Annotated in this window: 29 protein-coding genes and 2 pseudogenes; 15 read left to right on the forward strand and 16 right to left on the reverse strand. The window is 30.9% G+C overall.

Annotation, left to right across the window (positions count from 1 at the left end):
• Positions 1-95 precede the first annotated feature (95 nt).
• The 10 genes from rplM to A0083_RS02095 all read left to right on the forward strand — a co-directional run bounded on the left by rplM (position 96) and on the right by A0083_RS02095 (position 11,149).
• Positions 96-521: a 50S ribosomal protein L13 gene (rplM, locus tag A0083_RS02050; RefSeq protein ID WP_039617653.1), complete on the forward strand. Its 426-nt coding sequence runs from the start codon at positions 96-98 to the stop codon at positions 519-521.
• Between the two features lie 2 nt (positions 522-523).
• Entirely contained in the window at positions 524-913 is a 390-nt protein-coding gene (gene rpsI / locus A0083_RS02055) for a 30S ribosomal protein S9 (protein ID WP_039617655.1), read from the forward strand.
• A gap of 253 nt (positions 914-1,166) precedes the next feature.
• On the forward strand, positions 1,167-2,153 hold the full coding sequence (locus A0083_RS02060) for an OmpA family protein (RefSeq protein ID WP_197553847.1): 987 nt from the start codon (positions 1,167-1,169) through the stop codon (positions 2,151-2,153).
• A 3-nt stretch (positions 2,154-2,156) separates the two neighbouring features.
• Positions 2,157-2,801 (forward strand): HAD family hydrolase, encoded by a 645-nt coding sequence (locus A0083_RS02065; RefSeq protein WP_039662966.1) that lies wholly within the window; start codon positions 2,157-2,159, stop codon positions 2,799-2,801.
• A 117-nt stretch (positions 2,802-2,918) separates the two neighbouring features.
• The gene (gene nifJ / locus A0083_RS02070) at positions 2,919-6,473 is read left to right on the forward strand and encodes a pyruvate:ferredoxin (flavodoxin) oxidoreductase (RefSeq protein WP_197553850.1); all 3,555 of its coding nucleotides are present in this window, start codon (positions 2,919-2,921) and stop codon (positions 6,471-6,473) included.
• Between the two features lie 17 nt (positions 6,474-6,490).
• The gene (locus tag A0083_RS02075) at positions 6,491-6,802 is read left to right on the forward strand and encodes a hypothetical protein (RefSeq protein WP_197553853.1); all 312 of its coding nucleotides are present in this window, start codon (positions 6,491-6,493) and stop codon (positions 6,800-6,802) included.
• Positions 6,774-8,165 carry a pilus (MSHA type) biogenesis protein MshL gene (gene mshL / locus A0083_RS02080; protein WP_120759634.1) on the forward strand — a complete coding sequence of 464 codons (1,392 nt, stop codon included), beginning with the start codon at positions 6,774-6,776 and terminating at the stop codon, positions 8,163-8,165. The genes A0083_RS02075 and mshL overlap by 29 nt, the downstream gene beginning before the upstream one ends.
• On the forward strand, positions 8,146-8,472 hold the full coding sequence (locus A0083_RS02085) for a CDC27 family protein (RefSeq protein WP_120759632.1): 327 nt from the start codon (positions 8,146-8,148) through the stop codon (positions 8,470-8,472). Before mshL ends, A0083_RS02085 begins: the two co-directional genes overlap by 20 nt.
• A complete protein-coding gene (locus tag A0083_RS02090; protein ID WP_197553855.1) occupies positions 8,469-9,992 on the forward strand; it encodes a GspE/PulE family protein in 1,524 nt (507 codons plus the stop codon). The genes A0083_RS02085 and A0083_RS02090 overlap by 4 nt, the downstream gene beginning before the upstream one ends.
• The gene (locus tag A0083_RS02095) at positions 9,989-11,149 is read left to right on the forward strand and encodes a type II secretion system F family protein (RefSeq protein WP_197553856.1); all 1,161 of its coding nucleotides are present in this window, start codon (positions 9,989-9,991) and stop codon (positions 11,147-11,149) included. The genes A0083_RS02090 and A0083_RS02095 overlap by 4 nt, the downstream gene beginning before the upstream one ends.
• On the opposite strand, the gene A0083_RS02100 is transcribed toward A0083_RS02095, so the two are convergent.
• Genes A0083_RS02100 through A0083_RS02150 form a run of 11 tightly spaced genes read right to left on the reverse strand, consistent with a single transcriptional unit; the run spans position 11,146 to position 19,069 of the window.
• Entirely contained in the window at positions 11,146-11,898 is a 753-nt protein-coding gene (locus A0083_RS02100; protein WP_197553859.1) for a TSUP family transporter, read from the reverse strand. The two genes, A0083_RS02095 and A0083_RS02100, sit on opposite strands and share 4 nt — an antisense overlap.
• On the reverse strand, positions 11,883-12,632 hold the full coding sequence (locus tag A0083_RS02105; protein WP_197553861.1) for a TIGR02757 family protein: 750 nt from the start codon (positions 12,630-12,632) through the stop codon (positions 11,883-11,885). Before A0083_RS02105 ends, A0083_RS02100 begins: the two co-directional genes overlap by 16 nt.
• Positions 12,632-14,461, reverse strand: a complete 1,830-nt coding sequence (gene flgK / locus A0083_RS02110; RefSeq protein WP_120759623.1) for a flagellar hook-associated protein FlgK — start codon at positions 14,459-14,461, stop codon at positions 12,632-12,634. The genes A0083_RS02105 and flgK overlap by 1 nt, the downstream gene beginning before the upstream one ends.
• Positions 14,462-14,472: 11 nt before the next feature.
• Positions 14,473-14,907: a flagellar export chaperone FlgN gene (flgN, locus tag A0083_RS02115; RefSeq protein ID WP_039662981.1), complete on the reverse strand. Its 435-nt coding sequence runs from the start codon at positions 14,905-14,907 to the stop codon at positions 14,473-14,475.
• A 42-nt stretch (positions 14,908-14,949) separates the two neighbouring features.
• Complete coding sequence (locus A0083_RS02120) at positions 14,950-15,156, reverse strand: hypothetical protein (protein ID WP_047208039.1); 207 nt, start codon at positions 15,154-15,156, stop codon at positions 14,950-14,952.
• A gap of 60 nt (positions 15,157-15,216) precedes the next feature.
• Positions 15,217-15,582, reverse strand: coding sequence for a rod-binding protein (locus tag A0083_RS02125; protein ID WP_120759621.1), 366 nt, complete (start codon positions 15,580-15,582; stop codon positions 15,217-15,219).
• Complete coding sequence (locus A0083_RS02130; RefSeq protein WP_197553863.1) at positions 15,582-16,628, reverse strand: flagellar basal body P-ring protein FlgI; 1,047 nt, start codon at positions 16,626-16,628, stop codon at positions 15,582-15,584. Before A0083_RS02130 ends, A0083_RS02125 begins: the two co-directional genes overlap by 1 nt.
• A gap of 57 nt (positions 16,629-16,685) precedes the next feature.
• Complete coding sequence (locus A0083_RS02135) at positions 16,686-17,345, reverse strand: RsmD family RNA methyltransferase (RefSeq protein ID WP_197553865.1); 660 nt, start codon at positions 17,343-17,345, stop codon at positions 16,686-16,688.
• A complete protein-coding gene (locus A0083_RS02140) occupies positions 17,338-17,733 on the reverse strand; it encodes an ornithine carbamoyltransferase (protein ID WP_120759616.1) in 396 nt (131 codons plus the stop codon). The genes A0083_RS02135 and A0083_RS02140 overlap by 8 nt, the downstream gene beginning before the upstream one ends.
• Positions 17,717-18,421, reverse strand: a complete 705-nt coding sequence (locus A0083_RS02145; protein ID WP_120759615.1) for an HdrB C-terminal domain-containing protein — start codon at positions 18,419-18,421, stop codon at positions 17,717-17,719. Before A0083_RS02145 ends, A0083_RS02140 begins: the two co-directional genes overlap by 17 nt.
• A 9-nt stretch (positions 18,422-18,430) precedes the next feature.
• Positions 18,431-19,069 carry a DUF5644 domain-containing protein gene (locus A0083_RS02150; protein WP_120759613.1) on the reverse strand — a complete coding sequence of 213 codons (639 nt, stop codon included), beginning with the start codon at positions 19,067-19,069 and terminating at the stop codon, positions 18,431-18,433.
• Positions 19,070-19,166: 97 nt separating this feature from the next.
• Between A0083_RS02150 and A0083_RS02155 the strand changes: the two genes are divergently transcribed.
• The 5 genes from A0083_RS02155 (at position 19,167) to fldA (ending at position 22,680) form a co-directional block, all read left to right on the forward strand.
• A complete protein-coding gene (locus A0083_RS02155) occupies positions 19,167-19,988 on the forward strand; it encodes a thiamine-phosphate kinase (protein ID WP_197553868.1) in 822 nt (273 codons plus the stop codon).
• Positions 19,957-21,090, forward strand: coding sequence for a tRNA pseudouridine(13) synthase TruD (gene truD, locus A0083_RS02160; protein WP_197554512.1), 1,134 nt, complete (start codon positions 19,957-19,959; stop codon positions 21,088-21,090). Before A0083_RS02155 ends, truD begins: the two co-directional genes overlap by 32 nt.
• Before the next feature lie 85 nt (positions 21,091-21,175).
• Positions 21,176-21,493, forward strand: coding sequence for a DUF2325 domain-containing protein (locus tag A0083_RS02165; RefSeq protein ID WP_120759610.1), 318 nt, complete (start codon positions 21,176-21,178; stop codon positions 21,491-21,493).
• Positions 21,475-22,188, forward strand: a complete 714-nt coding sequence (locus tag A0083_RS02170; RefSeq protein WP_197553871.1) for a hypothetical protein — start codon at positions 21,475-21,477, stop codon at positions 22,186-22,188. The genes A0083_RS02165 and A0083_RS02170 overlap by 19 nt, the downstream gene beginning before the upstream one ends.
• Positions 22,189-22,680, forward strand: a complete 492-nt coding sequence (gene fldA, locus A0083_RS02175) for a flavodoxin FldA (protein WP_197553874.1) — start codon at positions 22,189-22,191, stop codon at positions 22,678-22,680.
• A 32-nt stretch (positions 22,681-22,712) separates the two neighbouring features.
• On the opposite strand, the pseudogene A0083_RS08285 reads toward fldA, so the two are convergent.
• From A0083_RS08285 to dut, 5 genes and pseudogenes are all read right to left on the reverse strand, one after another.
• Positions 22,713-23,114: pseudogene (locus A0083_RS08285) on the reverse strand (methyl-accepting chemotaxis protein); the annotation flags it as partial.
• 972 nt (positions 23,115-24,086) lie between these two features.
• Positions 24,087-24,710 (reverse strand): annotated as a pseudogene (locus A0083_RS08290) (cache domain-containing protein); the annotation flags it as partial.
• Positions 24,711-24,843: 133 nt separating this feature from the next.
• A complete protein-coding gene (locus tag A0083_RS02185; RefSeq protein ID WP_120759603.1) occupies positions 24,844-25,251 on the reverse strand; it encodes a pyridoxamine 5'-phosphate oxidase family protein in 408 nt (135 codons plus the stop codon).
• Complete coding sequence (locus tag A0083_RS02190) at positions 25,244-25,954, reverse strand: EI24 domain-containing protein (RefSeq protein ID WP_120759601.1); 711 nt, start codon at positions 25,952-25,954, stop codon at positions 25,244-25,246. Before A0083_RS02190 ends, A0083_RS02185 begins: the two co-directional genes overlap by 8 nt.
• A complete protein-coding gene (gene dut / locus A0083_RS02195) occupies positions 25,951-26,643 on the reverse strand; it encodes a dUTPase (RefSeq protein WP_120759599.1) in 693 nt (230 codons plus the stop codon). Before dut ends, A0083_RS02190 begins: the two co-directional genes overlap by 4 nt.
• Between the last annotated feature and the right edge of the window lies 1 nt (position 26,644).

Here is a 26,644-nt window from a genome sequence, read left to right on the forward strand (position 1 = left end):
GAAAATTAAACTTTAAATATTCTTAAATTAAGTATTAATTAAGCTAAAATAATTATAATCTCATTTTAAAAAAAATTTTTGGCAAAGGTAAGATGATGACAAAGATAACAAAGCCAAACGAAGTAAAACGCGAATGGATCGTTTTAGACGCTGAAGGAAAGCGTTTTGGTCGTCTTTTAACAGAAGTAGCGACTATTTTAAGAGGTAAAAATAAACCTTGCTATACTCCAAATGTTGATTGTGGAGATTATGTAATCATTATCAATGCTTCTAAAGCAGTTTTCACAGGTGCAAATAAAGCAGAAGATAAATTATACCACAGACATTCAGGGTATTTTGGAAGCGTTAAAAGTGAAAAATTTGGTGATTTACTAGAAAAAAATCCAGTTAAATTATATAAATTAGCAGTTCGTGGTATGCTACCTAAAACAAACCTAGGTAGAGCTATGCTTAAAAAACTAAAAATTTATGCAGGTAGCGAACATCCTCATACTGCTCAAATTGCTAATAAAGGAAAATAATCATGGCAACAACATACGCAACAGGTAAAAGAAAAACCGCTGTAGCTAAAGTTTGGGTAAAAGCTGGTAGTGGTAAAATCATCGTTAATGGTATGGATTTAAACACTTGGCTTGGCGGACATGAAGCTATAAAATTAAAAGTAGTTCAGCCTTTATTAGTAACTAAACAAGAAACTTCTATGGATATTAAAGCGACTACCCTAGGTGGTGGTTATAGCGCTCAAGCTGAAGCTTTAAGACATGGTATTTCAAGAGCTTTAGCTGCTATGGATGCAGATTTTAGAGCGTTATTAAAACCAAAAGGACTTCTTACTAGAGATAGTAGAACTGTTGAACGTAAAAAATACGGTCGCAGAAAAGCAAGAAGAAGTCCACAATTCTCTAAACGTTAATTCTCTTTGGATCCTTTTTATGGATCCAAATTTTCTCCATTTTCCATAAATTACAATTTTTTTTCTTATATTTTTATTTTGTTTAAAATCAAAGGATTTTTTGTTTAGAATATACTTTTATAATTTCAAAGTCCGATCAGGGAAACCTCCTTTTTGTAGTAAATTTAAGCCCCTACCCAAAGGGGCTTATTTTATTTTAATCTTCTTTGCTATATAATAATCTGCATTTTATTTATTTTCCAAAGGAAATTCTATGAAGAAAATTATAAGTTTGGTAAGTTTAGCTACTGTATTGTTTGCTTTTGATGCTAGTAAAATAGAAATCACTCCAACTTTTAACTATACAACTCCAGAAGGAAATTTAGATCTTAAAAACTATGGTGGAGTGGGATTGAGATTTGGTTATCATTATGATGATTTATGGATAGATCAAGCAGAGCTTGGTATAGAATATAATGATAATGCAAAATACAACAATCCAGGTGATAATACACATACAAGTACTAGTGTATCAAGATTTTACACCAATGCAATTAAAGGTATTGATTTAGCAAATCATGTTTATTTGTATGGTTTGTTGGGTGCGGGTTATGAGTATTTGAGTCATGGGGCGTATGAAAACAAAAGTGGTATGTTTGCTCAATATGGTGCAGGTTTGAAGTTTGCACTTGGAGAGGATTTAGCTTTAAGAGTGGAAGCAAGAGATCAGATTAAATTTAACAACGGTGAGCATAATTTGATTTCTAGTATTGGTTTAAGTTTTTATTTTGGTAATAACATTCCAAAAGCACCGCAAACCACAAGTCAACCACTTGTGCAAAAAGTTCAAGCAAAAAAAATCGAAAAATCTTGTCCAGAGCCAAGAAAAGGCGCTTTGCTTGATCATATAGGATGTGAGAAAACAATAGCTCTTGAAGGACATTTTGGTTTTGATCAGAGCAATATTAATTTAGAATTTGCTAAACAAATTCAAGAAGTAGGTAAGGTTTTAGAGGAAAATCCACAATATTATACTATCTTAGAAGGACATACGGATAATACAGGCCCTAAAGCTTACAATCAAAAACTTTCCTTAGAGCGTGCAAATGCTGTAGCAAAAGAACTTGAAAAAACAGGCGTAGCTAAAGAAAAAATAATTACCAAAGGTTATGGTTATGATATGCCAAAAGCAAGTAATGATACTAAAGAAGGTCGTGCTCAAAATAGACGCGTTGAAGCAAAATTTTTCATTAAAGAGTAAAATTTGCTAAGAAAAACAATTTTATTTGACCTAGATGGCACTTTGATAGATTCTACAAGTGCCATTTTAGATGGTTTTGATGCTGCTTTTAGAGCATTTGATCAGCCATTGAGAGATCATGAGGTCGTCAAATCATTGATAGGTTTTCCTTTAGATGTAGCTTTTGAAAAACTTGGAGTCAAAAAGGAAAAAACAAGCGAGTATATCAATGCATATAGAAGTGTATATCAGCAAATTTATATAAAACAAACATCTTTACTTACCTTTGCAAAAAAAAGTGTTCAAGAAGCAAGTTTGATTGCTGATTTAGCTGTTGTGACGACTAAAAGTTCTAAATTTTCTAAACCATTGCTAGATCATTTGGGGATAGGTAAGTATTTTAAAGTTATTATAGGTAGAGATGATGTAATTCATCCTAAACCACATGCTGAACCTATTTTATTAGCTTTGGAAAAATTATCTAAAGACAAAGAAAATGCATTTATGATTGGTGATACTCATTTGGATATTATGGCGGCTGTTGAAGCGGGTATTACACCTGTGGCAGTTAGTAGTGGTTATGAGAGTAAAGAAAGTTTGCGCCAATTTAAAACTTTATTATTTGATAATACCTATGAAGCAATAGAGTATATAAAAAATATCCGATAACTTCACACTCCAACTTCTTACATAGAAATAATAAAAAATTTTTATCATTGTTTAAGACAATTCAAGATAAAGTAGCTAATGATTTTAAGTAATTACTTTAATGATAAGGATAATTAGATGAGTAAAATAATGAAAACAATGGATGGTAACGAAGCAGCAGCATATGCTGCTTATGCGTTTACAGAGGTTGCTGGAATTTATCCTATCACTCCAAGTTCTCCTATGGCTGATTATACTGATATATGGGCTTCTCAGGGTAAAAAAAATCTTTTTGGAGTGCCGGTTAAAGTTGTAGAAATGCAAAGTGAAGCGGGTGCAGCAGGAACAGTTCATGGTTCTTTGCAAGCGGGTGCTTTAACAACTACTTACACTGCTTCTCAAGGTCTTTTATTAAAAATACCAAATATGTATAAAATAGCAGGACAGCTTTTACCTGGTGTGATCCATGTAGCAGCTAGAGCTTTGGCTTCTCAAGCGCTTTCTATTTTTGGGGATCATCAAGATATTTATGCTGCAAGACAAACAGGTTTTGCTATGCTTTGCTCACATTCTGTGCAAGAAAGTATGGATTTAGCAGGTGTAGCTCACTTAGCAGCCATTAAAGGTAGAGTGCCTTTTATGCATTTTTTTGATGGTTTTAGAACTTCTCATGAAATTCAAAAAATTGAAGTAATGGATTATGCACATTTTGATCGTTTGCTTGACCGTGAGGCTTTATTGGAGTTTAGAAATTCCTGTTTAAATCCGGAAAATCCAAAAACAAGAGGTACGGCACAAAATGATGATATTTATTTCCAAACAAGAGAATTGGCAAATAAATACTATGAAGCTATTCCTGATATTGTGAATGAATATATGCAAGAAATTTCAAAAATCACAGGAAGAGAATACAAGCCTTTTGTGTATTATGGAGATAAAAATGCAACGCGCATTGTAGTTGCAATGGGTTCGGTGACTGAAGCTTTAAAAGAAGTTGTAGATTACCTCAATAGCAAAGGTGAAAAAGTAGGAGTTTTAAAAGTCCATTTATATAGACCATTTAGTTTGAAATACTTGTTTGATGTAATGCCTCAAAGTGTTGAAAAAATAGCTGTTTTAGACAGAACTAAAGAACCAGGAAGTTTAGGTGAGCCACTTTATTTAGACTTAAAAACTGCATACTATGGTAAAGAAAAGGCACCTTTGATCGTTGGTGGTAGATATGGACTTTCTTCAAAAGATGTTGATCCTGCTCAACTTCTAGCGGTTTTTGAAAACCTAAATCAAGCTAATCCAAAAGATGGTTTTACCATAGGAATTAATGATGATGTAACTTTTACTTCATTGCCTGTGGGAGAAAAAATTTCTTTAGGTGATGAAAGCACTATAGAATGTTTATTCTATGGCCTTGGTGCTGATGGTACTGTAGGTGCAAACAAAAACTCTATTAAAATTATAGGGGATAAAACAGACTTTTATGCGCAAGCTTATTTTGCTTATGATTCTAAAAAATCAGGTGGTTACACAAGAAGTCACTTGAGATTTTCTAAAAAGCCTATTACTTCAACTTATTTAGTTTCTACTCCGCATTTTGTGGCGTGCTCTGTGGCCGCGTATTTAGAAATTTATGATGTTTTAGCTGGCATTAGAAAAGGTGGAACTTTCCTTTTAAATAGTATTTGGAGTGCAGAAGAAACTGTTAAGAAAATTCCAAATGCAGTAAAAAGAGTTTTAGCACAAAAAGAAATCAATTTTTATATCATCAATGCTACAAAATTAGCTAGAGAAATAGGTTTAGGTAGTAGAACAAATACGATCATGCAATCAGCATTTTTTAAACTAGCTAATATCATTCCTTTTGAAGATGCACAAAAATACATGAAAGAATTTGCATATAAATCGTATAGTAAAAAAGGTGATGCGATAGTTGAAATGAACTATAAAGCCATTGATGTAGGTGCAGATGGACTTGTAAAAGTTGACATTGATCCTTCTTGGGCAAATTTAGCAGATGAGACAAAAGAAGAAACCATAGCTTATAAAGGTACTGAATTTGTTGAAAAAATCGCAAAACCTATGAATGCGGCTAAAGGTGATGATTTGCCAGTTTCGGCATTTTTGGGCTATGAAGATGGTAGTTTTGAGCATGGAACTACTGAATATGAAAAAAGAGGCGTTGGGGTTATGGTGCCAAGATGGATTGAGGCTAATTGTATTCAATGTAATCAATGTGCTTCAGTGTGCCCGCATGCAGTTATTAGACCATTCTTGATTAATGAAGAAGAGTTAAATAATGCTCCAGAGGGTGTAAAAGAGCATAGTCTTAATGCTAAAGGTGTAAAAGATCAGAAATTAAACTTTAAAATTCAAGTTTCACCACTTGATTGTACAGGTTGTGAGCTTTGCGTGCATGAGTGTCCAACTAAAGAAAAATCTTTAGTAATGGTGCCGCTAGGTGAAGAGCTTGATCATGGTGAACAAGACAATGCGGATTATTTATTCAAAAAAGTAAGCTATAAAGATAATATCTTAAATAGAGAAAATACTAAAGGTATTCAATTTGCGCAGCCTTTATTTGAATTCCATGGTGCGTGTCCAGGTTGTGGGGAAACTCCTTATATCACTTTAATCACGAGATTATTTGGCGAAAGAATGATTATTGCCAATGCGACAGGTTGTAGTTCTATTTATGGTGGCTCAGCTCCTTCGACTCCATATAGAAAAAGCAATAAAAACGGACATGGACCTGCATGGGGTAATTCTTTGTTTGAAGATAATGCAGAGTTTGGTTTGGGTATGAAAATAGCAACTGAAACCACAAGACATAAAATCGAACATATTATGAATGAAAGCATGCAAGAAGTTCCTAATGCACTTTCTGCATTATATAAAGAGTGGATTGCAAATAAAGAAGACTCTAAAATCTCACTAGAATTAAGAGATAAAATAGTACCATTGCTAGAAGAAAATAAACAAATTAAATCAGTGAATGATATCTTAGAATTAAAAAGCTATTTAAGTAAAAAATCACATTGGATTTTTGGTGGTGATGGTTGGGCTTATGATATTGGTTATGGTGGGCTTGATCATGTTTTAGCAAGTGGTGAAAATGTTAACATTTTAGTACTTGATACGGAAGTATATTCAAATACTGGTGGGCAAAGTTCAAAGTCTTCAAGAACAGGATCAGTGGCGCAATTTGCTGCTGCAGGTAAGCCAGTGCAGAAAAAAGACTTAGGTCAAATTGCTATGACTTATGGCTATATTTTTGTAGCTCAAGTAAATTCTAATGCAAATTATGCACAATTGCTAAAAGCAGTAATGGCCGCTGAAGCATATGATGGGCCTTCTTTGATTATTGCTTATTCTCCTTGTATTGCTCATGGTATCAAAGGTGGGCTTGGAAATTCAGGTAATCAAGCAGAACTTGCTACAAAATGTGGATATTGGCCAACTTATATTTACGATCCACGTTTAGAAGCAGAAGGAAAAAATCCTTTAACAATTTCTTCTAAAGAGCCTGATTGGGGTTTATATGAAAACTTTTTAATGAATGAAGTGCGTTATACTTCATTGAAAAAATCTAATCCTGAACAAGCTAAGGAATTTTTCGAAAGAAATAAAGCAGATGCACAACGCCGTTATAGACAACTAAAGCGTTTAGCAAGTGCTGATTTTAGTAACGAAAATTAAAATTGTTGCGATTTCTTATGATGAGTTTATCGATGGTTGGTGTCTTACACGCTAACCATTTATTTTTAAATCAAGACTGCTACGATGGTCTTGATTTGACTGTAATTCAAGATCCCTTTTTTCAAAAAACTACAAAAATAAAATCTAATTTTTCTTTGCAAGCGATTATTTCAAATAAAGTCAAGATTGACAATAAATGGCATGCTTTAAATGATAATATTGATGGTTTTAAGATTGCTGAGATAAAAAATTCTCAAGTTGTATTGATAAAGGAAGAAAAACGAATGGTTTTAGATTTGTATGAAAAAAATAATATTTTTATTTATTAGCTTTTTAATTTATACAGATGTTTTAGCAAGTGAATGTAAACAGCGATTTTTTGATATTAGCGTTGAAAGTAAAACTTCTTTACTTGAAATTTTAAATGAATTAGGTAGAGAATGTGGTTTTAGTCTTATTATTAAAGATGAGCTTGCTAGGGGAAAATTACTTCATGATCAAAACTATTTACATATTAGAAAACTCTCTTTAAGAGAAATTTTTAAACTTCTACTAGAAGAAAATAATCTTGCGTATGAATACACTAAAAATGTTCTAAAAATTTATGGAAGACAAGTAAAAACTTTTAAAATTCATTATATTAGCTCCATTCGCGAGGGGCAAAGCATCACCAAGGCTTCAGTGGATTCAAGGCCTAGACAAGGAGATTATGATAATGCAAAAGAGGCGGATAATTTAGTCATTAGTACTGATAGGTTTGATTTTTGGGAAAAAATTTCAGAAGAAATTCAAAGTTTACTTGATGAAAATTCAACCCGACCCATCATCAACACTAATGCAGGAATTATTACTTTAAATGCTACGCCATATGAGCTTGAAAGGGTTGAAAAATATCTTAGTGATTTAAACAAAAGGCTTAAAAAGCAAGTTTTAATTGATGTGAGTATAGTTGCAGTGCATTTAAATCACTCTCATTCAAGTGGGATTAATTGGCAAGAGCTGGCCTTTAGACTAAATGGTGATGAGGATGACTTTATAATCAATAAAGGCGGTGTAAGAAATATTAATCTAAAATCAAATATTGAAACTAAAGCTATTTTAAATTTATTACAAGAAAATGGTAAAACTACTGTGCTTTCTAATCCAAAACTTATGGCGCTTAATAATCAGCAAGCTATTATTTCTATAGGAGATACGATTAATTATCAAGTAAAAGAAAGTTCCAAAGGGACTGAAAATGGCACAACTATTAGTGAAACTTATAATAATTATTCTATTTTTGTCGGCATTTTACTTAATATTTTACCAGAAATTTCAGATGATCATAAAATTATGCTTAGGATTAACCCAAGTTTGAGTGATTTTAAATATAGCGTTGATAATCATCGTCAAAATAAGCCAAGAAATATTGCGCCTGATACTATACAAAAAAAGCTTTCAACCGTTGTTGAAGTTGATGATGGGCAAACTTTGATTTTGGGCGGATTAATTAGTAAAAATACCATTAGTAATCATAACGAAGTAAGCGCTTTGTCTAAAATTCCAATTTTTGGTGCTTTGTTTCAAGGAAAACAAAATTTAGAAGATACCAGTGAAATAGTGTTTATTATCAAACCAAGTTTGATAAAAGCAGATAAAAAAATACTTAGCTTGAAAGATTTGGGATTTACGCATGAAGATGATATGTTTTAGCCTTTTTATTTATTTGTCCTTTGTGAATGCAATGGATATTCAAAATGAAAGTTTTGAGCAAAATGTTTTTTATGAAAAATTTATTCATCATCCAAGTTATGAGAACGCTTTAAATTTGGCTAAGTTTTTCTATCAAAATAAAGATTATAATAAGGCTATTTTTTGGGCTATAGAGGCAAATGACTTTGAGCTTTTGGAAAAAGATGCATGGTTGATATTTATCAATGCTAAATTAAAACTAGGAAAACATCAAGATGCTCTAAAAGCTAAAAAAGAGTATGAAAAACTTCTAGGATATGAAAATTGAATTATGCTATAGTTGAACAAGATTTTAAACTTTTAGATGAATCTACTTTAAGGCAAATAGCACTAGAAAATCAAATGTCTTATCTAGATTTACATGAAAATATGGAATTAGAAAAATACCTTAACATCTTGCCTCTTTCATTAATAGAGCAATATCAAATATTATGCTTTAAAGAAGATGAAGAAAGTGTTAGTATAGCTTCTTTTAAGCCTTTGGAAGAAGAAGTTTTGGAAAAAATACAAAATTTACATCGTTTGAAAATTATCAAAATACATCTTTGTGTTTTTACACTTTTTCAATTTTTTCTAGAAAAAGTGAAATTTTTAATCAAATTTCAAAACTATCTTGATCGCTTAGAGCTTCATTTAAGCAAAGATGAAAATCAAGATGAGATTTTATTAGAGCAGTTTTTGGAACTAATTTTATCTTATGCGTGTTTTTTAAAAGCAAGTGATATTCATTTAGAGCCTTTAGAAAATAAAGCCTTAATAAGATATAGAATAGATGGAAATCTAGCCAAAATACTTGATTTTGATTTACGATCTTTTCAAGCTTTGTTGACTCATATAAAGATTGTTGCTTTGTTGAATGTAGCCGAACAAAGACAAGCACAAGATGGAAGCTTTAGTAAGATATTGTTAGAACAAAAGTATGATTTTAGAATTTCTATTATGCCTTTATTATATGGACAGGGGGTTGTTTTTAGGATTTTAAAGCAAGATGAACAACAATTTAAATTAGATCAGTTGTTGATCGCAAAAGATCGGTTGCTTCGATTAAAAACGTATATAAAAGCTCCTTATGGTTTGGTTTTATTTTGTGGACCTACAGGAAGTGGTAAAAGTACTTTTATGCATGCTATTTTAAATGAAATTGATCGCGATAAGAAAATTATCACTCTAGAAGATCCTATAGAGTATAAACTTCAGCACGCCCAGCAAATTCTTTTAAATTCTAAGGCGGATTTTGATTTTCATAAGGCATTAAGGGCGGTTTTAAGACAAGATCCTGATGTGATCATGGTGGGTGAAATCCGAGATGAGGAAAGTTTAGATATAGTTTTAAAAGCCTCTTTGAGTGGGCACTTGGTGTTAAGTACTTTGCATACTAACAGTGCTTTGGAAGCAGTTTATAGAATGAAACATATGGGTGCAAAAGAATACTTAATCGCTTATTCTCTTAATTTGATCATAGCACAGCGTTTACTTAGAAAGCTTTGTGAATGTAAAGAAGCTAGTTTTGAAACATTTTGCTTTCAAAATCAAACTATAAAAGGAATGTTTTATAGGCCAAAGGGATGTGCTAAATGCATGTATAGCGGCTATAAGGGTCGCTTAATGGTGGCAGAGTTTTTGTTTTTAGATCAAAATATCAAAAGTATGATAGAAAATAACTCAAGCTATGAAGGTATTTTGCAATATGCTTTAGAGAATGGTTTTGTTGGTTTAGGTTTTGATGCTTTAGAAAAGGCAAAATGCGGTTTAATAAGCATAGAAGAATTAAAAAAGACAAGTATTTGAAAAAATTTATTATTAATTATATTGTCAAAGAAAAGTCAAAACAACGCATTATTAAAGCAAATAATTTATATGAAGCTAGAATGATTGCTTTAAAATCACATTTTGAAATTATAAGTATTGAAGAGTATTTTGGTGCGGTAAAATATAAATTTAAAGATGAGGATTTGATTTTTATCTTAAAAGATTTAAATATGATGTTAAAAGCGGGATTGAGCCTGCAAGAAGCTATTTTAGAATTTTCACGCTCAAATTATGAAAAACAAGTGGCGCAAATTTTTAATATTATTTATCAAAAATTAAGCAATGGAAGCACTTATGATCAAGCCTTTGCCAATGTATTAAGTGTTAGAGAATGTGCTATTTTAAAAATTTGTGAAGGTAAGGGTGATTTACATCAAGCTTTTGGTATTATTATTGATTTAAAAGAAAAACATCTTCGTAACCTTAAACAATTTAAAAAAGCTATGGCTTATCCATCGTTTGTGTTTGCTTGTATCATTTTAGCTTTTGTTGTTTTGATGGTGTTGGTTTTACCTGAATTTAAAAACTTATTTGCACAGCTAGAGCTTGATTTGCCACAAATTACACAAATCCTTTTTCATATAGGGGATTTTTTTAATCAATACTACATTTATTTTGCAATACTTCTTTTATGCTTTATTTTTGCAGTGTATTTAAGTAGAAAGGCATTGTATTTTCATAAATTGCTTTTTTATTTGCCTATTTTTGGAAAAATCATGCTTTATCAGGAACAATTTTGCTTCTTTTTAGTCTTTTCTTATTTATTAAAATCAGGTGTTGATGTCAAAAGGGCTTTTGGATTAGCTTGCGAAAGTATAAGAAATTCATTTTTTAAAAATACTATGTATGCTGTAAAAACATCTTTTGAATCAGGTCTTAGTATGGATCAAGCTTTTTTTAAGACTAAATTTTTCGAGCCTTTTGTTATAAGAATGCTAAAGTTAGCTTTAAAAAGTTCAAAGTTAGATGAAAGCACTTATGAGCTTGCAGTATTTTATGAATACAAAAAAGAAAGTTATACTCAAAAATTTTTTTCTTTATTGGAACCTTTGATGACTGTTTTTATGGCGATTTTAATATTGATCTTGGCTTTAGGTGTTTTCTTGCCTATGTGGCAAATTAATCAAGCTTTTTAAGCAAGACAATCATAAGCAACTTTGATTATGGTTAGAGCAACTATAGTTAAAAAAAGCTTTTTGATAAAAGTTCCTTGAGTTTTTAAGACTAATTTTGATCCTATAAAAGCTCCTAGAATTTGACCTATACCCATTAAAATTCCAACTTTCCAAAGCACTTCATAAGAATATAAAAATACAGCTAAAGCTACGATATTGCTAGTGAAATTTAAAATTTTGGTATTAATACTAGCATTTTTCATGCTAAAACCAAGAAATATCACACAAGCAAAAATCCAAAAAGAACCAGTACCAGGACCTAAAAAACCATCATAAAAACCGAGCAATAAACCAAAGATGATTTGAAAACTTGTGGTACTCATTTTAGCTTTATTGTGAATATGTCCTAGATCGGGTTTGAAAATTGTATAAAAAAAGATCAAAATAAGACAGATTAAAACAACAATTTTTATAGCATCTTGATTAATAAGTAAAACTGCATAAGTTCCAATAGCAGCACCAATAGCAGTAAATAAAATTCCTAAAGCTATTTTTTCTATATGCATGGATTTTCTATAAGCTAGTACTGCGGTAAATGAACCAAAGGTACTTTGAAGTTTATTGGTAGCTAAGGCTAAATGCGGGGGAATGCCACAGGCAAATAAAGCCGGTATGGTAATAAGCCCACCACCACCTACGATAGCATCTACACAACCTGCAAAAGCAGCAACAAAAAATAAAATCACATAGTAAGTTAATTCAAGCTCCATAAGCTTTCCTTATTTTGTCCGATTCGATATAAAGCAAAATCATATTTAACAGGATCGGTAGGATCTAGTTTTCTAAGATTTTGCGTAAGTTCCATAACACTTTTGAAGTCATAAATCTTACGCTTTAAAAGCTTAAGTTTCAATGAAACTTTATGTGTGTGGGTATCTAAGGGTATAAGTAGGTCTTTTTTGTTGATATTTTTAAATAATCCTAAATCAAGCTCGTCTTTTCTCACCATCCATCTAAGATACATATTGTAGCGTTTTAGAGGTGATTTGGGGTAGTTAAATTCTTTAGAGAAGAAAAATTCATAGCCATAACTTCGGTAATAGTTGACTTTGTAAACTTTTTCCATAAAGGCTTGAATACCTTGAATAATATCATGTTCTTTTTGATAGCCTTGGGTAAAAATATTTTCAATGCTATCCTCATTTTTTATACGCTTGAGTGTGATAAAAATTTGTGCGATATCTTGAGAATTTTGAAAGCGATATTTTAATGCACTGCATTCTTTGATGATGTCAACATCGGCTTTTTGTAGTAAGGAAAAGTCAAGCTTTTTTAGAAAATTGACAATATTCTTGGCATTTCCATATGCAAATAAGGCACAAATTAAAGCAATACTTTCGTCTTTATAAATACTTGCAATTTGCAAAGGATCAGGATAAGAAAAAAGCTCTTTTTGAGTGTTTTTGCTTAAGATAGCCTCATCTAAAAGAGCTTTAATATGCATTAAGATTTTAAGCCAAGTAAGGTTTCAAGCATTTGATCAACAGTGGTTACGATTTTAGCTGCAGCACCGTAGCTTGCTTGGTATTGTATAAGTGCTGCTAATTCTTCGTTGGTATTTACTCCGCTTTTGGATTGATACTCTGCATATGCTGTGTTAAAAATGGTTGTGTTGGTTGCATGTGCAAAATTATTGCTTTCTGCATTTGAAGCAATTTGACCTGTAAATTTTCTATAATAACCATCTAAAGTCATGGTGTCTACAGTGCCATCTTTGTTGTAGAAATTAACTTTTTGGGTTTGTAGTTGCAACATTGCATTTGCTACATCGTTATTACCATCAACACCATTTGAGCTTGCTTTTAGGCTATTTGGATCGTTTCTAATGCTTGAGTTGACATTAATATCATTTGCATCTTGACCATTAAAAAACGAAGATACATTCAAAGCGCCAGGAAAATTAGTTCCATTGTCTTTAAAAGCTATTTTATAGCCTTCTTTTAAGCCATTGATTTGGAAATTTCCACTATCGCTTTGACCATCATAATGGTAAAAGGCTTTAAAATAATCATCTAAATCATTGCCTGGTTTACTATCTTTATTATCATCGATATCAGCATTGATTTGTTTGATCACATCTTCTATGGTGGTATTGACATCGATTTTTATGGTTCTTTTGGCTGCTTCTTTACCTTCATTGTCGTATATGATAATATCAAAACTACCTGCTTGAATGTTTTTATCATAACTCATCAAAGATGTATCAGGTTTTAGACCATTTAGATTGTCTGAGTTTACCTTGTCAGTTGCTGCTTGAGCGTAGACATTATTAGTTTGTGTGATGAGTGTTTTTGTAAAAGTATTTAACATATCTTTGTAATCTTGTAAAATTCCATCACTGTAAGTGTCATGATTGCCATCATAGTTTCTACCTCTAAGATCTAGTTGTGCTCCTAGTTGTCCACCTGAAATTTTACCTGTTAAATCATAGCGATTTTCATCATTGACTTCATAATAAATTTGGTAAAAACCATTAGGATTGTTGTTGTCTAGTTTTAAAGGGTGAAAACTAGATCCATTGACAATGCTAAAACCTTGAATACTTAAGTCATAATATCTTCCTGAATCTGTCATGGTTGATTCTAAGGTGCTATCTTGAGAGCTTTTTCCTTTCCAGGCGACCGCATTAACTAGTTTTGAAAGTCTAAGTTCAAGTTCATCTCTTTTATCTCTAAGTTGGTTGGCATTATCAGTTGGTAAAACTTCCTCGTTTTCAAGTTGTTTGTTGATATTTGCGATTTCTTGACCGATGTTGTTGATTTCATCTACAGTTTGTCTAATTTCTTCATTGACAGTTTGTTGCATTTTATTAAGATCTTGCAAGGTTTTTTGTATGTTTCTTGTGAGAACATTTGCACTTTCAACAAGATCAATTTTACTAGCACCATCACTTGGATTAGAAGCGAAGTTGTTCCAAGCATCATAATAGTTTTTATAATCTTGCAAAATACCAGTGCCTTGCATATCAGGAAATCTTTGACTTGCCTCTTGTAGAATTTGCCCCAAGTAATTGGTGTATTGTTGTTGAGTGGAGGCGTTTTTTAACTCATAATAAGAATGCTCATCGTGCAATCTTTTGATAGTGTCAATTTGCGTTCCTGTTCCTAAGTGTAAGCCACCTCTATCAATGGACATTCCAGAACTTTGTACAGCTCTTTGTCTAGTGTAAAAAACCGCATCTGCATTGGCGATGTTATTGCCTGTGGTGTTGATTTGAAGTTCAGCAGCTCTAATACCGCTAACTCCTGTATATAAACTGTCAAAAATTCCCATAATCTTAACCTTTAAACATTGATCTTAAATAGTGAATCTGGAATAGTTTTTTGATCTCCATAAGCATTATTTGTTCCACTTTGTTCAAACATCGTGTTTAAAAGATTGTCATAAAAGTTTTTAATGATGAGTACTAATTTAGCGTATTCTTTGTTTTTTTGGTGCAAGGTATTTAAATTTTGCTTTAAGAGTGCTAATTTTTCTTTATCCTCTTCATCTAAAAGTTCATCTAAGCCTTTGTTGTTACCTTGATTGCTAAGATCTACTAGGGCTTTATCAAGATTTTTTTTAGCAAGTTGAAAATCGCTCACAAGTTTAGTTTTATCTTCAATGCTTTGACTTACATGTTTGTGGTTAGCAGTTTGAATTTGAGCAATATCTTCTAGAGTAAGATTGATGAGTTTTTCTAAAATAGAATTTGTTTCGTCTAAGTATTGTTTAACCATTTTTTATCCTTTCTTAGGCACTAACCCAAAAAAGGATAAAAACTATAATAAAGAATCTGCTATTGCTTTAGAAGTAGCTTGTAGGTCTACTTTATACTCGCCATTTTTAATTTGAGAAGCAATGATAGATGCTTTACTTTCTTCTGCCTTTTGAGTTTCTTTTGCCTTGTTGTTTTCTTTGTTTTCTGTTTTGTTTATATCATTAGTAGCGACTTGAGCTACATAACTTTGATGTATAGGGTTTATCATTTTAAGCCTCCAGTTCTATTGAAAAACTCTAAGAACTATATCGACACTTAAAAAAATAAATTAACCCCTTTCTTTTAAATAATCAAATAATAATTTTGAAAAACCTAACCCCCCGCTTAATGCTTTACTCATAGTATCATTATACATAGATGAATAGATTTCATCGCTTGCATCTTTTCCAAATAAAGAATTTTCTTGTTTTAAAGAAATATCCAAAACACTTTTGATTAAAAAAGCTTCAAAAGCATCAGTTTGTTCTTTTAAAGCTTTATCTTCATCATTTAATGCTTGTATATGAGTTAAATCATTTTTAAAAGCACTATCTGCATAGTTTTTAGCAGCTTTGTAGCTATTGTTGTTTTTGGTAATGCTTTCATAAAGCTCACTGCTATAATTTTTACTCGCTAAGTAATTATCCACTCTCATTATATTACCTCTAATTCAGCGCTAATTGCACCAGCTCTTTTTAAATTTTGCATAATAGCTATGATATCATTTGGAGCTGCGCCAAGTTTATTAAGCATTCTTGCTATGTTTGCTACGGTTGTTTTGTTGTTTGTGATTTTTAAAGTATTAGATACAGGATCTAAAATTCCACCATCTTTCATATCGATTTCATTTTGTCCTAAAGCTACAGTATTATTGGGATCAATTTTTATCGTGATATCTTTATGGGTGATTAATATAGGTTCAACTTCTATATTTACACCAGCTACGATAGTTCCAGTTCTTTCATCAATAATCACTTTACTTTCAGGAGTATAAGCGATATCTTGCTCTAATACTCTTGCCATAAATTCAACATGAGAAAATTCTTCAGGCTTAGTAAGTTTAATGGTTCTTGAATCTAATGCTTTAGCAATATCTGCATCAAAGATTGTGTTTAAAACTCTTTCGATATTGTTTGCTGTTTTAAAATCAGCATCTTTTAAGCTTAAAATCAGATCATCTGTTTGACTGAAATTTTGAGGTATTTCTCTTTCAACTACTGCACCATTGATTACATTTGCTGAGGTTGAATGCGTCCCTGCAGCACCTGGTCTTGGGCTAAGTCCACCTATAGCTAAGGAGCCTTGAGCTACTGCATAAATTTCACCATCAACCCCTTTTAGAGCTGTCATTAACAAGGTGCCACCTTGTAAAGACTTTGCATCACCCAAAGAAGCTACACTTACATCAAGTTTATCCCCGCTTCTTGCAAAAGCAGGAAGTTTTGCTGTAACCATTACAGCTGCTGTGTTTTTTGATTTTATATCGCCTGGGCTAACTTTTACATTCATACCTTGAAGCATATTTGAGATTGATTGTAGGGTAAATTCACTACTTGTGCCGTCTCCGCTTCCATTTAAACCCACAACCAAACCATATCCTATAAGCTGGTTATCTCTAACACCTACTACATTGGTAAGTTCTTTAATAGTGGCAGCAAAAACACTTAAACTTAGTGCTAAGCTTAAAAATAATATTCTCATCGATTCTTCCTTTAATCTATGCTTTTACATAAGATTAAAGCAAAAAAAGTTCCAAAATCAAGTAAGATTATAAAAACTTAGGGTAGTTGAGCCAAATTTTCTTTCTTTATTTTTTTCAAAATTTTGTATAGCAGCAGGTGTTTTAAAAGTGCTATGGTGTTCTATGATGATGATTTTTACATTGGTGTTTGAGATGTTTTCTATTAACTGAAGTGTTTTTTGATAGATGTCAAAAAAACCTTCTCTAATATCAAAAGGTGGATCAAGGTATAAAATGATATCCTCTTGAGAATTTTGAATGATTTGAGGAGTTTTTTTGAAAGTATCATCGTGAAAACAAATGGTATTTTGATCAATACTAGAAGCGTTTTTGGAAGCAATCTCGTAAGCTTTTTTGTCTTTTTCTATAGCATAACTTTTTAAGCAACCATTACTTCTTGCTTCTAGTGCCATTAAAGCACTTCCGCCAAAAGCTTCTATAAAAACCTTATCTTGCAATGAAAAACGTAAGACATTGAAAACACAAGATTTTACTATACTTTTGGTGCTTCTTGTGGTATCTAAACTAGGAAGTAGAATTTTTTTACCCTTGTAAATTCCGCTTTCTATGCTAGTGTAAATTTTAGGTATTTTTTTGGTGTTAGATTTTTTCTTTTCTTTTTCTTTATAGGAATTTAAAAAATCTTTTACACTTTGATATTCTGGATTTTTACGCATTATTGCTTTCTTCTTTGATGAGATTTTTAAGTTCTGCTTTGTAAAGATCAAACAATGCATCGATTTTTTCGTGACTTTCTTGACGTAATTGTTCTAAGATAGCTTCGCATTTTTGATTCATGATTTTTTTCTCACGCATTGCTATTTTGTAGGCAATATTTTGCAAGCTTGCATTAAAATCATTTAAAGCATTGAGTAACTCTTCCATACTAAAAGGTAAGGTTAGGAAGTTGGATTTTTTATTGATGATAAATTGTGGCTTTTGTGTGTTAATTTTTTCATCACATACTAAAAAATCACAATCTTTCTTTAAAACTAAAAAATCTTTTAAAGCAACTTCTAGAGTTTTTTCTAAAATTAAATCTTTGCATTCAAGAGCGATTTTCATTGATTAAACTCACTTTTAATTTATGTTTTTTTAAAGTGTATGGTACTATACCTAGGGCTAAATTTGCAAGTTCTGCAAAGCTTAAAATATAAAAATCTTCAAAATTTCTATTTGAGCTTACTTGTAGTTCTTTTGCGCATTTATCAAACATATAAAAAGAGTAAAAGTCTTCCACTACTAAAAAATCACATCCGCTATCATATGCATCTAGCACAATAGAGGCGGCGCATTTATATGCTAGCTCTGTGTTTAAATTTAAAAAACTATAACCACAGCTTTTGTATTTTCTTTCAAAATCAATCGTATTAGCCTTGAGAATTTGGGCCAATTCCAAAGAGCACTCCGCGTCTGAAAATCCTTGATATACACCTATATTAAATTGATCAAAAAAGTGTTTAATATGCTCTTGTTTAAGATGATCTAAAAATATTCTTGGAGCATATTGAATTGGTTCGATTTTACTCATAATTTCATAAGATCCATACTCGCATGCTGCGATATTGTCTTCATTCATCATTCTAGAATATTCATCTAAGATATCTTTTGGATCATAATCAATAATAAAATAATTTTTTCCTAAGGGTTTTTCGCAAAGTGAACTTTCAACGCCGACTATATCTAAAGCATTTTTGATAATATCAAAATAACAAAACAAGTCATTGTTGTTATTGGTGTAGATTTTATACATTTTCATTCCTTAAAAAATACTTCTCGCAAGGCCTGTTTTTACAAGCATCATTTTTAGTTCATTGATGTAGGATTCATAATCTAACTCATTAGAAGAAATGAAATTTTTAAATTTTGTATGGTAGTAAATTCCTTTTTCTTCATCTGCTACAAGTTTAAGAAATTGTGGTGTTTTTTCTGGATATTTTAGTAGCATTTTGTATGCAAAGATAAAGAAACTATCACCTAAATACTCAGGTAAAAATTCTCTCACTTCGCTTGTATAATATAAAAAATCATACTGTTTGTATAACTCTACATCGTGAGTGTCAATTAGATCTTTAAAAAGCTCTAGCTTTTCTAAAAAATCGCTTTTATCCATGATCAAATCTTTTATAGCCCTTTTGGTATCTAGCGGTTCTATGATAAGTTCATTGCCAAATCTTTCGATGATATTGTTTAGGTTTCTTCTTTGTCTAATGGAAACTTGATTGACTTTAATGCAACTTTCTGGATTTTCTTCAAAGTCAAAATATATATCATCTTTTTTTACCTGTGTTAAGATATCAAAAACGCTGTTAAAGTTTTTGCTATCATAAACATAGGGTTTATAGTAGGCTAGATAATCACTGTTTTTATCAAAACGAAAAATTCTTAAAGTTATTTGCATAATTTATCCTTGCTATTATTTTCCATTATATACATTTTAAACTTATAAAAATTTGATTATTATATAAAATTAAATGCTTTTTGTATAAAATATTCACATGGATAAAGAAAAAAGAATCATAAGTGCTTTTGCAAATTCTATCAATGGTGATGATGGTGCTATTGTAGATGGATATTGTTATTCTAAGGATTTGTTTTGCGAAGATATTCATTTTAAGCGTTCTTGGATGAGTTTAGAGCAAATTGGTGCAAAAGCAATGCTAGTGAATATCTCTGATGCTATCGTGATGAATGCTACTCCAAAATACGCTCTTTTGGGTCTTTCTTTACCAAAGTGTTTAGATATGAAACAAATTAAGTCTTTACAAAAAGGCTTGTTGGATACTGCTAAAGAATTTGGAGTGCAAATCATAGGCGGTGATACAACTGCTAGCGATAAGATTAATATTAGTATTACTATCATTTCAAAAGTTAATCAAAAGGCAATTTTTAGGAAAGGTTTAAAACGAGGAGATTTGCTTGCTTTTAGTGGAAAATTAGGAGATAGTTTAAAAGGTTTAAATATTTTATTTCGAGGTGGAAAATTGCATTCAAAACACCGTTTTATAAAGCCTAAATTAAGACAAAATTTTTTTTATGATATTGCAAAAAAAGTAAGAGTAAGTATGGATATTTCAGATGGTTTAAATAAAGATCTTTCGAGAATGTTATTTTTAAATCATCTTGGTGTAAAATTTCTAAAAAAAATAGACCGACTAAGTTTAAATAGTGGGGAAGAATATGAAATTTTATTCGCATTTGATAAAAAACATAAAGCATTGATACAAAATTTAGCCAAAAAACATAGAGTTAAATTAAATATTTTTGCAAAAACAACCACAGGAAGGTATAAATTTTATGGAAGAGAACATCATTTTTAAACCCTTATATAGTTTAAAGCACACCCCAATTAATGTGCATTTTTCAAAAAATAGCAGTGATTTTGTGGTTAGAGAAAGACCGCTATATGAATTTAGTGGCAAAGGAGAGCATTTAGTACTGCATTTACAAAAAAAAGATCTTAGTACAAGTGAAGCTTTGAGAATTTTGAGTGAACATAGCGGTATTAAGATGAGGGATTTTGGCTATAGTGGTCTAAAAGACAAGCAGGGTTTGACCTTTCAATATATCTCTATGCCTAAAAAATACGAAGAGAGTTTGAAAAATTTTAAACATGATAAAATGAAAATTTTAGACAGTTTTTATCATGATAATAAGCTTAGAATAGGGCATTTAAAAGGAAATTCTTTTTTTATAAGATTAAAAAAAGTTTCCAAAGTAGATGCATTAAAAATTGATCAAGCTTTTAAAAATATCCAAGAGCAAGGCTATGCTAATTATTTTGGGTATCAGCGTTTTGGCAAATTTCAAGACAATTTCTTACAAGGATTAGAGATTTTAAAAGGTAAAAAAATCAAAAATAAAAAAATGCAAGAATTTTTAATTTCTGCTTTTCAAAGTGAACTTTTCAATAGATATTTAAGTAAAAGAATTGAACTTTCACATTTTGTCAATGATTTTAATGAAAAAGAATTGCAACAAATTTATGCATTAGGTAAGGATGAAATTAAAAGCTTAAAACAACAAAAACAATTTTTTAAACTTTTAAAGGGTGATGTTTTGGGGCATTATCCATTTGGCAAGTGCTTTATATGTGAAGATTTATCAAGTGAGTTGGAAAGATTTTACCGAAGAGATATTAGCGCAATGGGGTTGCTACTAGGATCAAAAGCGTTTGAAGCTGGTGATGGTTTAGTGAAAAAGCTAGAGAATGAAGTTTTTTCTTTTGCTTATGAATTTAAAGATAAAATGCAAGGATCAAGACGCTTTATGTGGTCTTATTTGCAAGATTGTAAAAGTTACTATGATGAGGAAAAAGCTCATTTTACTTTAGAGTTTTTCTTGCAAAAAGGCTCATATGCAACGGTGGTCTTGGAGGAAATTTTACACACGGATATCTTTGAGCAAACTCATAATATATAATTTTAAAATTGATATTGAGTATCAGTTAAAATTTATCTTTTATAAATTATAATAACAATTATCATTTTTATAAAAGGAAAACTCAATGTCAGTTTTGGTTATCGGTGCGGATGAAATCACTCCAATTAAGGCGGTTTTGACAAATTTAGGTGCAAAAAACATAGAGCATTGGGATGCTAGAAATGAAAATAGGGTTAATAGAAAGCCTATCCCTCAAAATACCGAATGCATAGTTATGCTGACTAGCTTTTTAAATCATAATACTATGAAAAAAATCAAAACAGAGGCAAAAAAGCGCAATATACCTTTAGTATGCGCCAAAAGAAGCGTGAGTTGTGTTTATTGTGAGTATTGTAAGGTATTTGGTTTAGATCAAAGCTATGAATGTATGAAAAAGGCTTGAGTATGTTTGGCTTTAATGCAAAAGGAGATCTTGTTCCTGTTATTTTTAAGGATTTAAAGCAAGAGTATATTAATGATATATTTTTAAATTTATACAATGCTTTGGTGGATAATGATTTAAAGGTGTCTTATTTTTATGCTAAAAAAGCTAGCAGTATAAGAAATATTTTTGAATTAAAAATTCAAAGCATGTGTAAAAGTTTTGCTATAAAAAGAACAAAGATAAAATACTTTTGTCCTTACTCACATAAAATCATCAAAGCTTTTATGGAAGGTAGTTTAGCGCAGTTAAATCTTGATGATAAAAGTCCAAAATATACTATGGCAAAGATGATTCAGCATGTATTTTTATCGTCAGAATTTATATTAAATCCACAAGTTGGCTTTGAAAGTTTTGTATATGAGAAAATATGTAGAAGCAATGTAAAAGCTAAAGTAGATATTTGGGGCAAGATGATTGTTATTGATAATAAAATGGCTATAATGCCTTTATTTTATGATGATAATAAAAAATATATTGAAATGGCTTTAAGTTTTATAAGAGAAAATTCTTTTGAGCGATTTTATATTGTGTATCCAAGAAATAAAAATTTCACTCAACATAAAGAAATCAGACATAATTTATGTGAAAATAACAAAACTTTGTTAAAATTAGTTCCCTATACTATTAATAATCAAATTTTAAGGAGATGTTAAATGTCAGTAGCAGTAATTTATGGTAGCTCTATGGGCAATACAGAAGGCGCAGCAAATATGATTGCACAAAAATTAGGAATTTCAGATGTATTTAATATCGCAGATATTGATGCAGATAAAATCAATTCTTATGATAAATTAATTTGTGGTACTTCAACTTGGGGAAGTGGAGATCTTCAAGATGATTGGGACGGATTTGATTTTTCATCACTAAGTCTTAGTGGTAAAACAGTTGCGGTTTTTGGTATGGGTGATAGCGAAAGTTATTCAGATACTTACTGCAGTGCTATGGGAAAATTAGCTCAGGCTTTAAAAACTGCGGGTGCAAATTTGGTAGGTGCTGTTTCTACAGGTGGTTATACTTTTGAATCAAGCGATGCAGTAGAAGGTGATAAATTTGTAGGATTAGCTTTAGATAATGATAACCATGAAGATCTAACTGAAAGCAGAATTGATACTTGGTTAGAGCAAATTAAACCTCACTTTTCTTAATACAAAGATGCCATAAGGCATCTTTTATAAATTTAAAACTTTCTTTTCTTTGTTTCACTGAGTATATCTTGTGCTAAAGAATCCACTTCATTTGCAATGTTATTGGTTTGTATTGCTGTTTGTGAATTTTGTTGAGTTAGTTTTTCTATGGTAGCAACAGATTCGTTGATTTGACTAATATCATCTGCTTCTTCTTTGATTGCTTCTCCCATATCACTAATAGATTGAGCCAAGATATTAGTATTTGCTTCGATTTCTCCTAAAGATTTTTGTGTTCTTTCAGCTAAATTTCTTACCTCTTCGGCAACTACAGCAAAACCTCTACCATGCTCTCCTGCTCTAGCAGCTTCAATAGCAGCATTTAAAGCTAGTAGGTTAATTTGCTCAGCAATATCTGAAATCACCGTGGTTACGCTTTTTATGTCGTTGCTTTGTTTTACTACATCTTGTGCTTTAATAGAAATTTCACTCATAGCCGAATTCATTTGTTCTAATGCTCTAGCGCTTTCTTGTAAAGAAGAGGTTTGGTGGGTGGCATCGTTGGTAAGTTCTTGCATACTTTGTTTTAATGCTTCAGCTTTTTGGTTGAGTAATTCGCCTTGATTGAGTGATTGTAAAAGCATGTTTTTGATCTCGTTTCCAAGACTGTTGATAGCTTTTTCAACATCACCTTTTGGAGTGTCAATGGTTGCGGTGAAATCTAAGTGTTGATAGCTATCAAATACAGCTTGAATATCATTTAAATTGCTACCAATTTTTCTTTGCAAGGTTGCAAGCATACTATTTAATACTTCTATTAATTCTTGAATTTGTGGATTGTTTGCATGGGAAGTGATGTGTAAATCAAGTTCACCTGTTTCTATTTTTTTAGCTACATTAACAGATTCTTCAATAGCTTTTGCATCTTTGGTAAGCGCTTCTTTAATGATCATGATATTTTCATTGATTTCATCTGCCATTTTCCCAAATTCATCTTGTGTTTTTAGTTTAATAGGGTGAGAATGTGCATCTTTGTGGTTTAAATAATTAAAGAAATCATGTAAACCTGAAGAAATGATCGTAATAGGTTTGAGATTATAAGAAATAATCATTCTAATAAACACTATAGTGATAAAAATAGCAATTAAAGAAATAATGATTTGCTCCATTAGTGTTGATCTTGCAGCATCACTATAAAAATCATAATCTGCTATACTACAAATAGTGTATTTTGGATTAATGCTACCATTGCAGATTAAAGCTTTGGTGCCTTCTTCTTGAGTTTGTATTTTAAAAATATCTTTTGAAAGGGTTTTGTTTACACCCTCAGGTGTTTTAAAATAACTTCCTATGATATCTTTACTAATTTGGGTTGAAGTAAGAATTTTTGATGAATCAGTATGAAATAAATATGTACCATCAGCTGCCAAAACTGCTGCATGCGAATAAGGTGTTTTTCCGATTGCTAAAACTTCTTCTGAGAATTTTTTCAAATCATAATCAGCTGCAACGACACCTATTACTTGACCATTTTCTATAATAGGGCTAGCATAAGAAATGGTAGGTTTTTGCATACTAGATGAAATATAAGATTCTGTTACGACAAGTTGTTTTTTCTCTTTGGCTTCTTGATACCAACCTCTAGATCTTGGATCATATCCGCTATCTGGTGTTTGATTGTTGCCATTTGATCTAAATATTCTTCCATCTTCAAACCCTACATATGTTAGATCAAAACCCAAAGAGTCGCCGATAGATTTTAACAAACTGGTATATTGTTCTGGTGTAAGGGAATTTTTGTTTTCTTTGAGATATTTTGTTAATGAGTGAATTACATTGCGTCTATCGCTTGCATATAGGTCAAATCTTTTACTTACATCAAAAGCAACTTTTTGTTGAAACTGAACTAATAAAGTATGACTATTAGACTTGGATTTAACATAGTTGAATGCACCTAAAACACATAGTAGTACCACAACGAAGATACAAACTAAAAAGGCTATTTTGTTTGAAAAATTACCTAATAGATACTTTTTTGCTGAAAAGAGCATATTTTCTCCTTGAAAAGTCAATACTGACTTTGTAATATTTTGGGTTAATTAATAAGATTTTATTCAAAAAATATTTAAAAAATTATAAATATTATTTAAATTTATTAATAAATATTATTTTTTGAGTCATTTTTTAAATAAAAAATTCTAATTTCTTGGAGAGTAAAATTTTATTATCGGTGTATTTTGCCCATTGTATCTTAAGAGTAAAAATAGAAGCTTTGGCTAATCTTGCAAAAGGAAAAGCGTGATAGTAAAGTGCTTCTTGTTCTTTGGATGCAGTTTGAAAATGTGCTTTAATTTGTACGCCTTTGATGAGGTTGATCACATCAGTATCCAAGGCTATGTTAACTCCAACATTGGGAGTTTTAAGAGCAAGTTGAATATGTTTAGTGTGTTCTTCACTAGCAAAAATTAAGGATAAATTTTTATCATCAAAAGCATAATAACAACTCGCGCAATATACCCCTCCATCATCATCAAGCATGCTGAGGGTGAGAAGTTTTTGAGATTGGATAAAAGTTTTTATTCTTTTATCCATTATTGTTGGCTTTTAAATTTAAGATTTTTTGATAGCTTAAATGTGTTAAAAATATTACATAAAATACTTGCAAAAATAATCCAAACAAAGGAATACTTGATAAAGTGAAAAATACCAATGTGCTTATTTTAAAATACAAAGGCGAAGAGTTTTTATAAAAACTATCAAAAGAAGATCGGTCTAAAACATTACTAAGGACATCTAGCAATAAGAGCTTATGAAATAAATAATAAAAAACAGCATAATAAATTACAATGCTAACAAAAGGTATAATCAGTAAAAAAGTTGCCACAGCAAGTAGCAAGCAAAAAATAAATAAAAATTTAAAGCTTTTAAGTAGAACTTCTAGAAAATGAACTTCTTTTTTGATGAGATGATTGTAGTATTTTTGATTGATTTTTTTGACAATATAAGGTGTTAAAAATGAAATAATTAGCATTGTTAAAAATACTGAAGCAAAAACTACAATAAAAAAACCTCCAATTGCACTTAAAAATGCAAGTGAAAATTGCACTATGGAGAAGCTAAAAAACCATGCCATAAAAGAGCCACTTAATGCACTATCGATATAAGAAAAAAAGACATCATAAGTATAAAAAACTAGCAAAGCTAAAACAAGCAAACTTAAAAGAAAAGGTAAAATGGAAAATTTTAAAAAAGGCTTGCTAAGAAAATCTTGCAAGCTTAGGTAAAAGATATTCATTTGATTTGATTGTAAGCTTCTTGAAGTTTTTGGTAAATAGCATTATACTCTAAAGTTTGTTTTAAAATTTGATTTAAAACTTCATTATCCTCTATGCCATTCCATGTTTTTTTATAGCTTCCATCTTTATAACCATTTTCTTGTCTAAATTGATTTAAGATATTTTTTCCAATATAGGTTTTATAAAGCTCGAAGAAATTTAAACCGCATTTTCTAGCTAATACAAAATACACGCTTAAAAGTTCGCCCAAATCATAATCAAAACCACTGCATTTATGGATAATAAGTTCAATATCATTTAATATTCCATAGACATCAGCCTCGTTTGGATTAGGAGTTTCTTTACAAAAATCATCAAAAAAAGTTACAGAAGAAACTTCTTCTGCGATAAAATTTTTATCAGTGATTTGTTTTTCTTTGTACTCTTCTAAGATTAAACTCAAGATAAAATGCCATATGTCAACAATCTCAATGCGTACATTATCCCAGTTTGCAGGCGTATGTATACTTTTCCAATGTTTCCAAGCAAAAGAATCTACAAGTTCGGCACACTCCATATAAATACATCTTCTAAAGCTGATTAATTTTCCTTCTTTGGTATAGCCATTTTCCCAACCTATACCGTTGGTATCATCATTAAGTTTTTGTTGGAGTTCGAGCATGCTTTTTAAAATATCTTTTACTTCCATT

The organism is Campylobacter sp. 2014D-0216, assembly GCF_014931215.1.
Taxonomy (GTDB): domain Bacteria; phylum Campylobacterota; class Campylobacteria; order Campylobacterales; family Campylobacteraceae; genus Campylobacter_D.

What these genes read in the sequence shown, in the direction of transcription:
- rplM (WP_039617653.1), top strand. Translation starts at nt 96, where the DNA reads ATGACAAAGATAACAAAGCCAAACGAAGTAAAACGCGAATGGATCGTT.
- rpsI (WP_039617655.1), top strand. Translation starts at nt 524, where the DNA reads ATGGCAACAACATACGCAACAGGTAAAAGAAAAACCGCTGTAGCTAAA.
- A0083_RS02060 (WP_197553847.1), top strand. Translation starts at nt 1,167, where the DNA reads ATGAAGAAAATTATAAGTTTGGTAAGTTTAGCTACTGTATTGTTTGCT.
- nifJ (WP_197553850.1), top strand. Translation starts at nt 2,919, where the DNA reads ATGAGTAAAATAATGAAAACAATGGATGGTAACGAAGCAGCAGCATAT.
- A0083_RS02075 (WP_197553853.1), top strand. Translation starts at nt 6,491, where the DNA reads ATGATGAGTTTATCGATGGTTGGTGTCTTACACGCTAACCATTTATTT.
- mshL (WP_120759634.1), top strand. Translation starts at nt 6,774, where the DNA reads ATGAAAAAAATAATATTTTTATTTATTAGCTTTTTAATTTATACAGAT.
- A0083_RS02085 (WP_120759632.1), top strand. Translation starts at nt 8,146, where the DNA reads ATGAAGATGATATGTTTTAGCCTTTTTATTTATTTGTCCTTTGTGAAT.
- A0083_RS02100 (WP_197553859.1), bottom strand. Translation starts at nt 11,898, where the DNA reads ATGGAGCTTGAATTAACTTACTATGTGATTTTATTTTTTGTTGCTGCT.
- A0083_RS02105 (WP_197553861.1), bottom strand. Translation starts at nt 12,632, where the DNA reads ATGCATATTAAAGCTCTTTTAGATGAGGCTATCTTAAGCAAAAACACT.
- flgK (WP_120759623.1), bottom strand. Translation starts at nt 14,461, where the DNA reads ATGGGAATTTTTGACAGTTTATATACAGGAGTTAGCGGTATTAGAGCT.
- flgN (WP_039662981.1), bottom strand. Translation starts at nt 14,907, where the DNA reads ATGGTTAAACAATACTTAGACGAAACAAATTCTATTTTAGAAAAACTC.
- A0083_RS02120 (WP_047208039.1), bottom strand. Translation starts at nt 15,156, where the DNA reads ATGATAAACCCTATACATCAAAGTTATGTAGCTCAAGTCGCTACTAAT.
- A0083_RS02125 (WP_120759621.1), bottom strand. Translation starts at nt 15,582, where the DNA reads ATGAGAGTGGATAATTACTTAGCGAGTAAAAATTATAGCAGTGAGCTT.
- A0083_RS02130 (WP_197553863.1), bottom strand. Translation starts at nt 16,628, where the DNA reads ATGAGAATATTATTTTTAAGCTTAGCACTAAGTTTAAGTGTTTTTGCT.
- A0083_RS02135 (WP_197553865.1), bottom strand. Translation starts at nt 17,345, where the DNA reads ATGCGTAAAAATCCAGAATATCAAAGTGTAAAAGATTTTTTAAATTCC.
- A0083_RS02140 (WP_120759616.1), bottom strand. Translation starts at nt 17,733, where the DNA reads ATGAAAATCGCTCTTGAATGCAAAGATTTAATTTTAGAAAAAACTCTA.
- A0083_RS02145 (WP_120759615.1), bottom strand. Translation starts at nt 18,421, where the DNA reads ATGTATAAAATCTACACCAATAACAACAATGACTTGTTTTGTTATTTT.
- A0083_RS02150 (WP_120759613.1), bottom strand. Translation starts at nt 19,069, where the DNA reads ATGCAAATAACTTTAAGAATTTTTCGTTTTGATAAAAACAGTGATTAT.
- A0083_RS02155 (WP_197553868.1), top strand. Translation starts at nt 19,167, where the DNA reads ATGGATAAAGAAAAAAGAATCATAAGTGCTTTTGCAAATTCTATCAAT.
- A0083_RS02165 (WP_120759610.1), top strand. Translation starts at nt 21,176, where the DNA reads ATGTCAGTTTTGGTTATCGGTGCGGATGAAATCACTCCAATTAAGGCG.
- A0083_RS02170 (WP_197553871.1), top strand. Translation starts at nt 21,475, where the DNA reads ATGTATGAAAAAGGCTTGAGTATGTTTGGCTTTAATGCAAAAGGAGAT.
- fldA (WP_197553874.1), top strand. Translation starts at nt 22,189, where the DNA reads ATGTCAGTAGCAGTAATTTATGGTAGCTCTATGGGCAATACAGAAGGC.
- A0083_RS02185 (WP_120759603.1), bottom strand. Translation starts at nt 25,251, where the DNA reads ATGGATAAAAGAATAAAAACTTTTATCCAATCTCAAAAACTTCTCACC.
- A0083_RS02190 (WP_120759601.1), bottom strand. Translation starts at nt 25,954, where the DNA reads ATGAATATCTTTTACCTAAGCTTGCAAGATTTTCTTAGCAAGCCTTTT.
- dut (WP_120759599.1), bottom strand. Translation starts at nt 26,643, where the DNA reads ATGGAAGTAAAAGATATTTTAAAAAGCATGCTCGAACTCCAACAAAAA.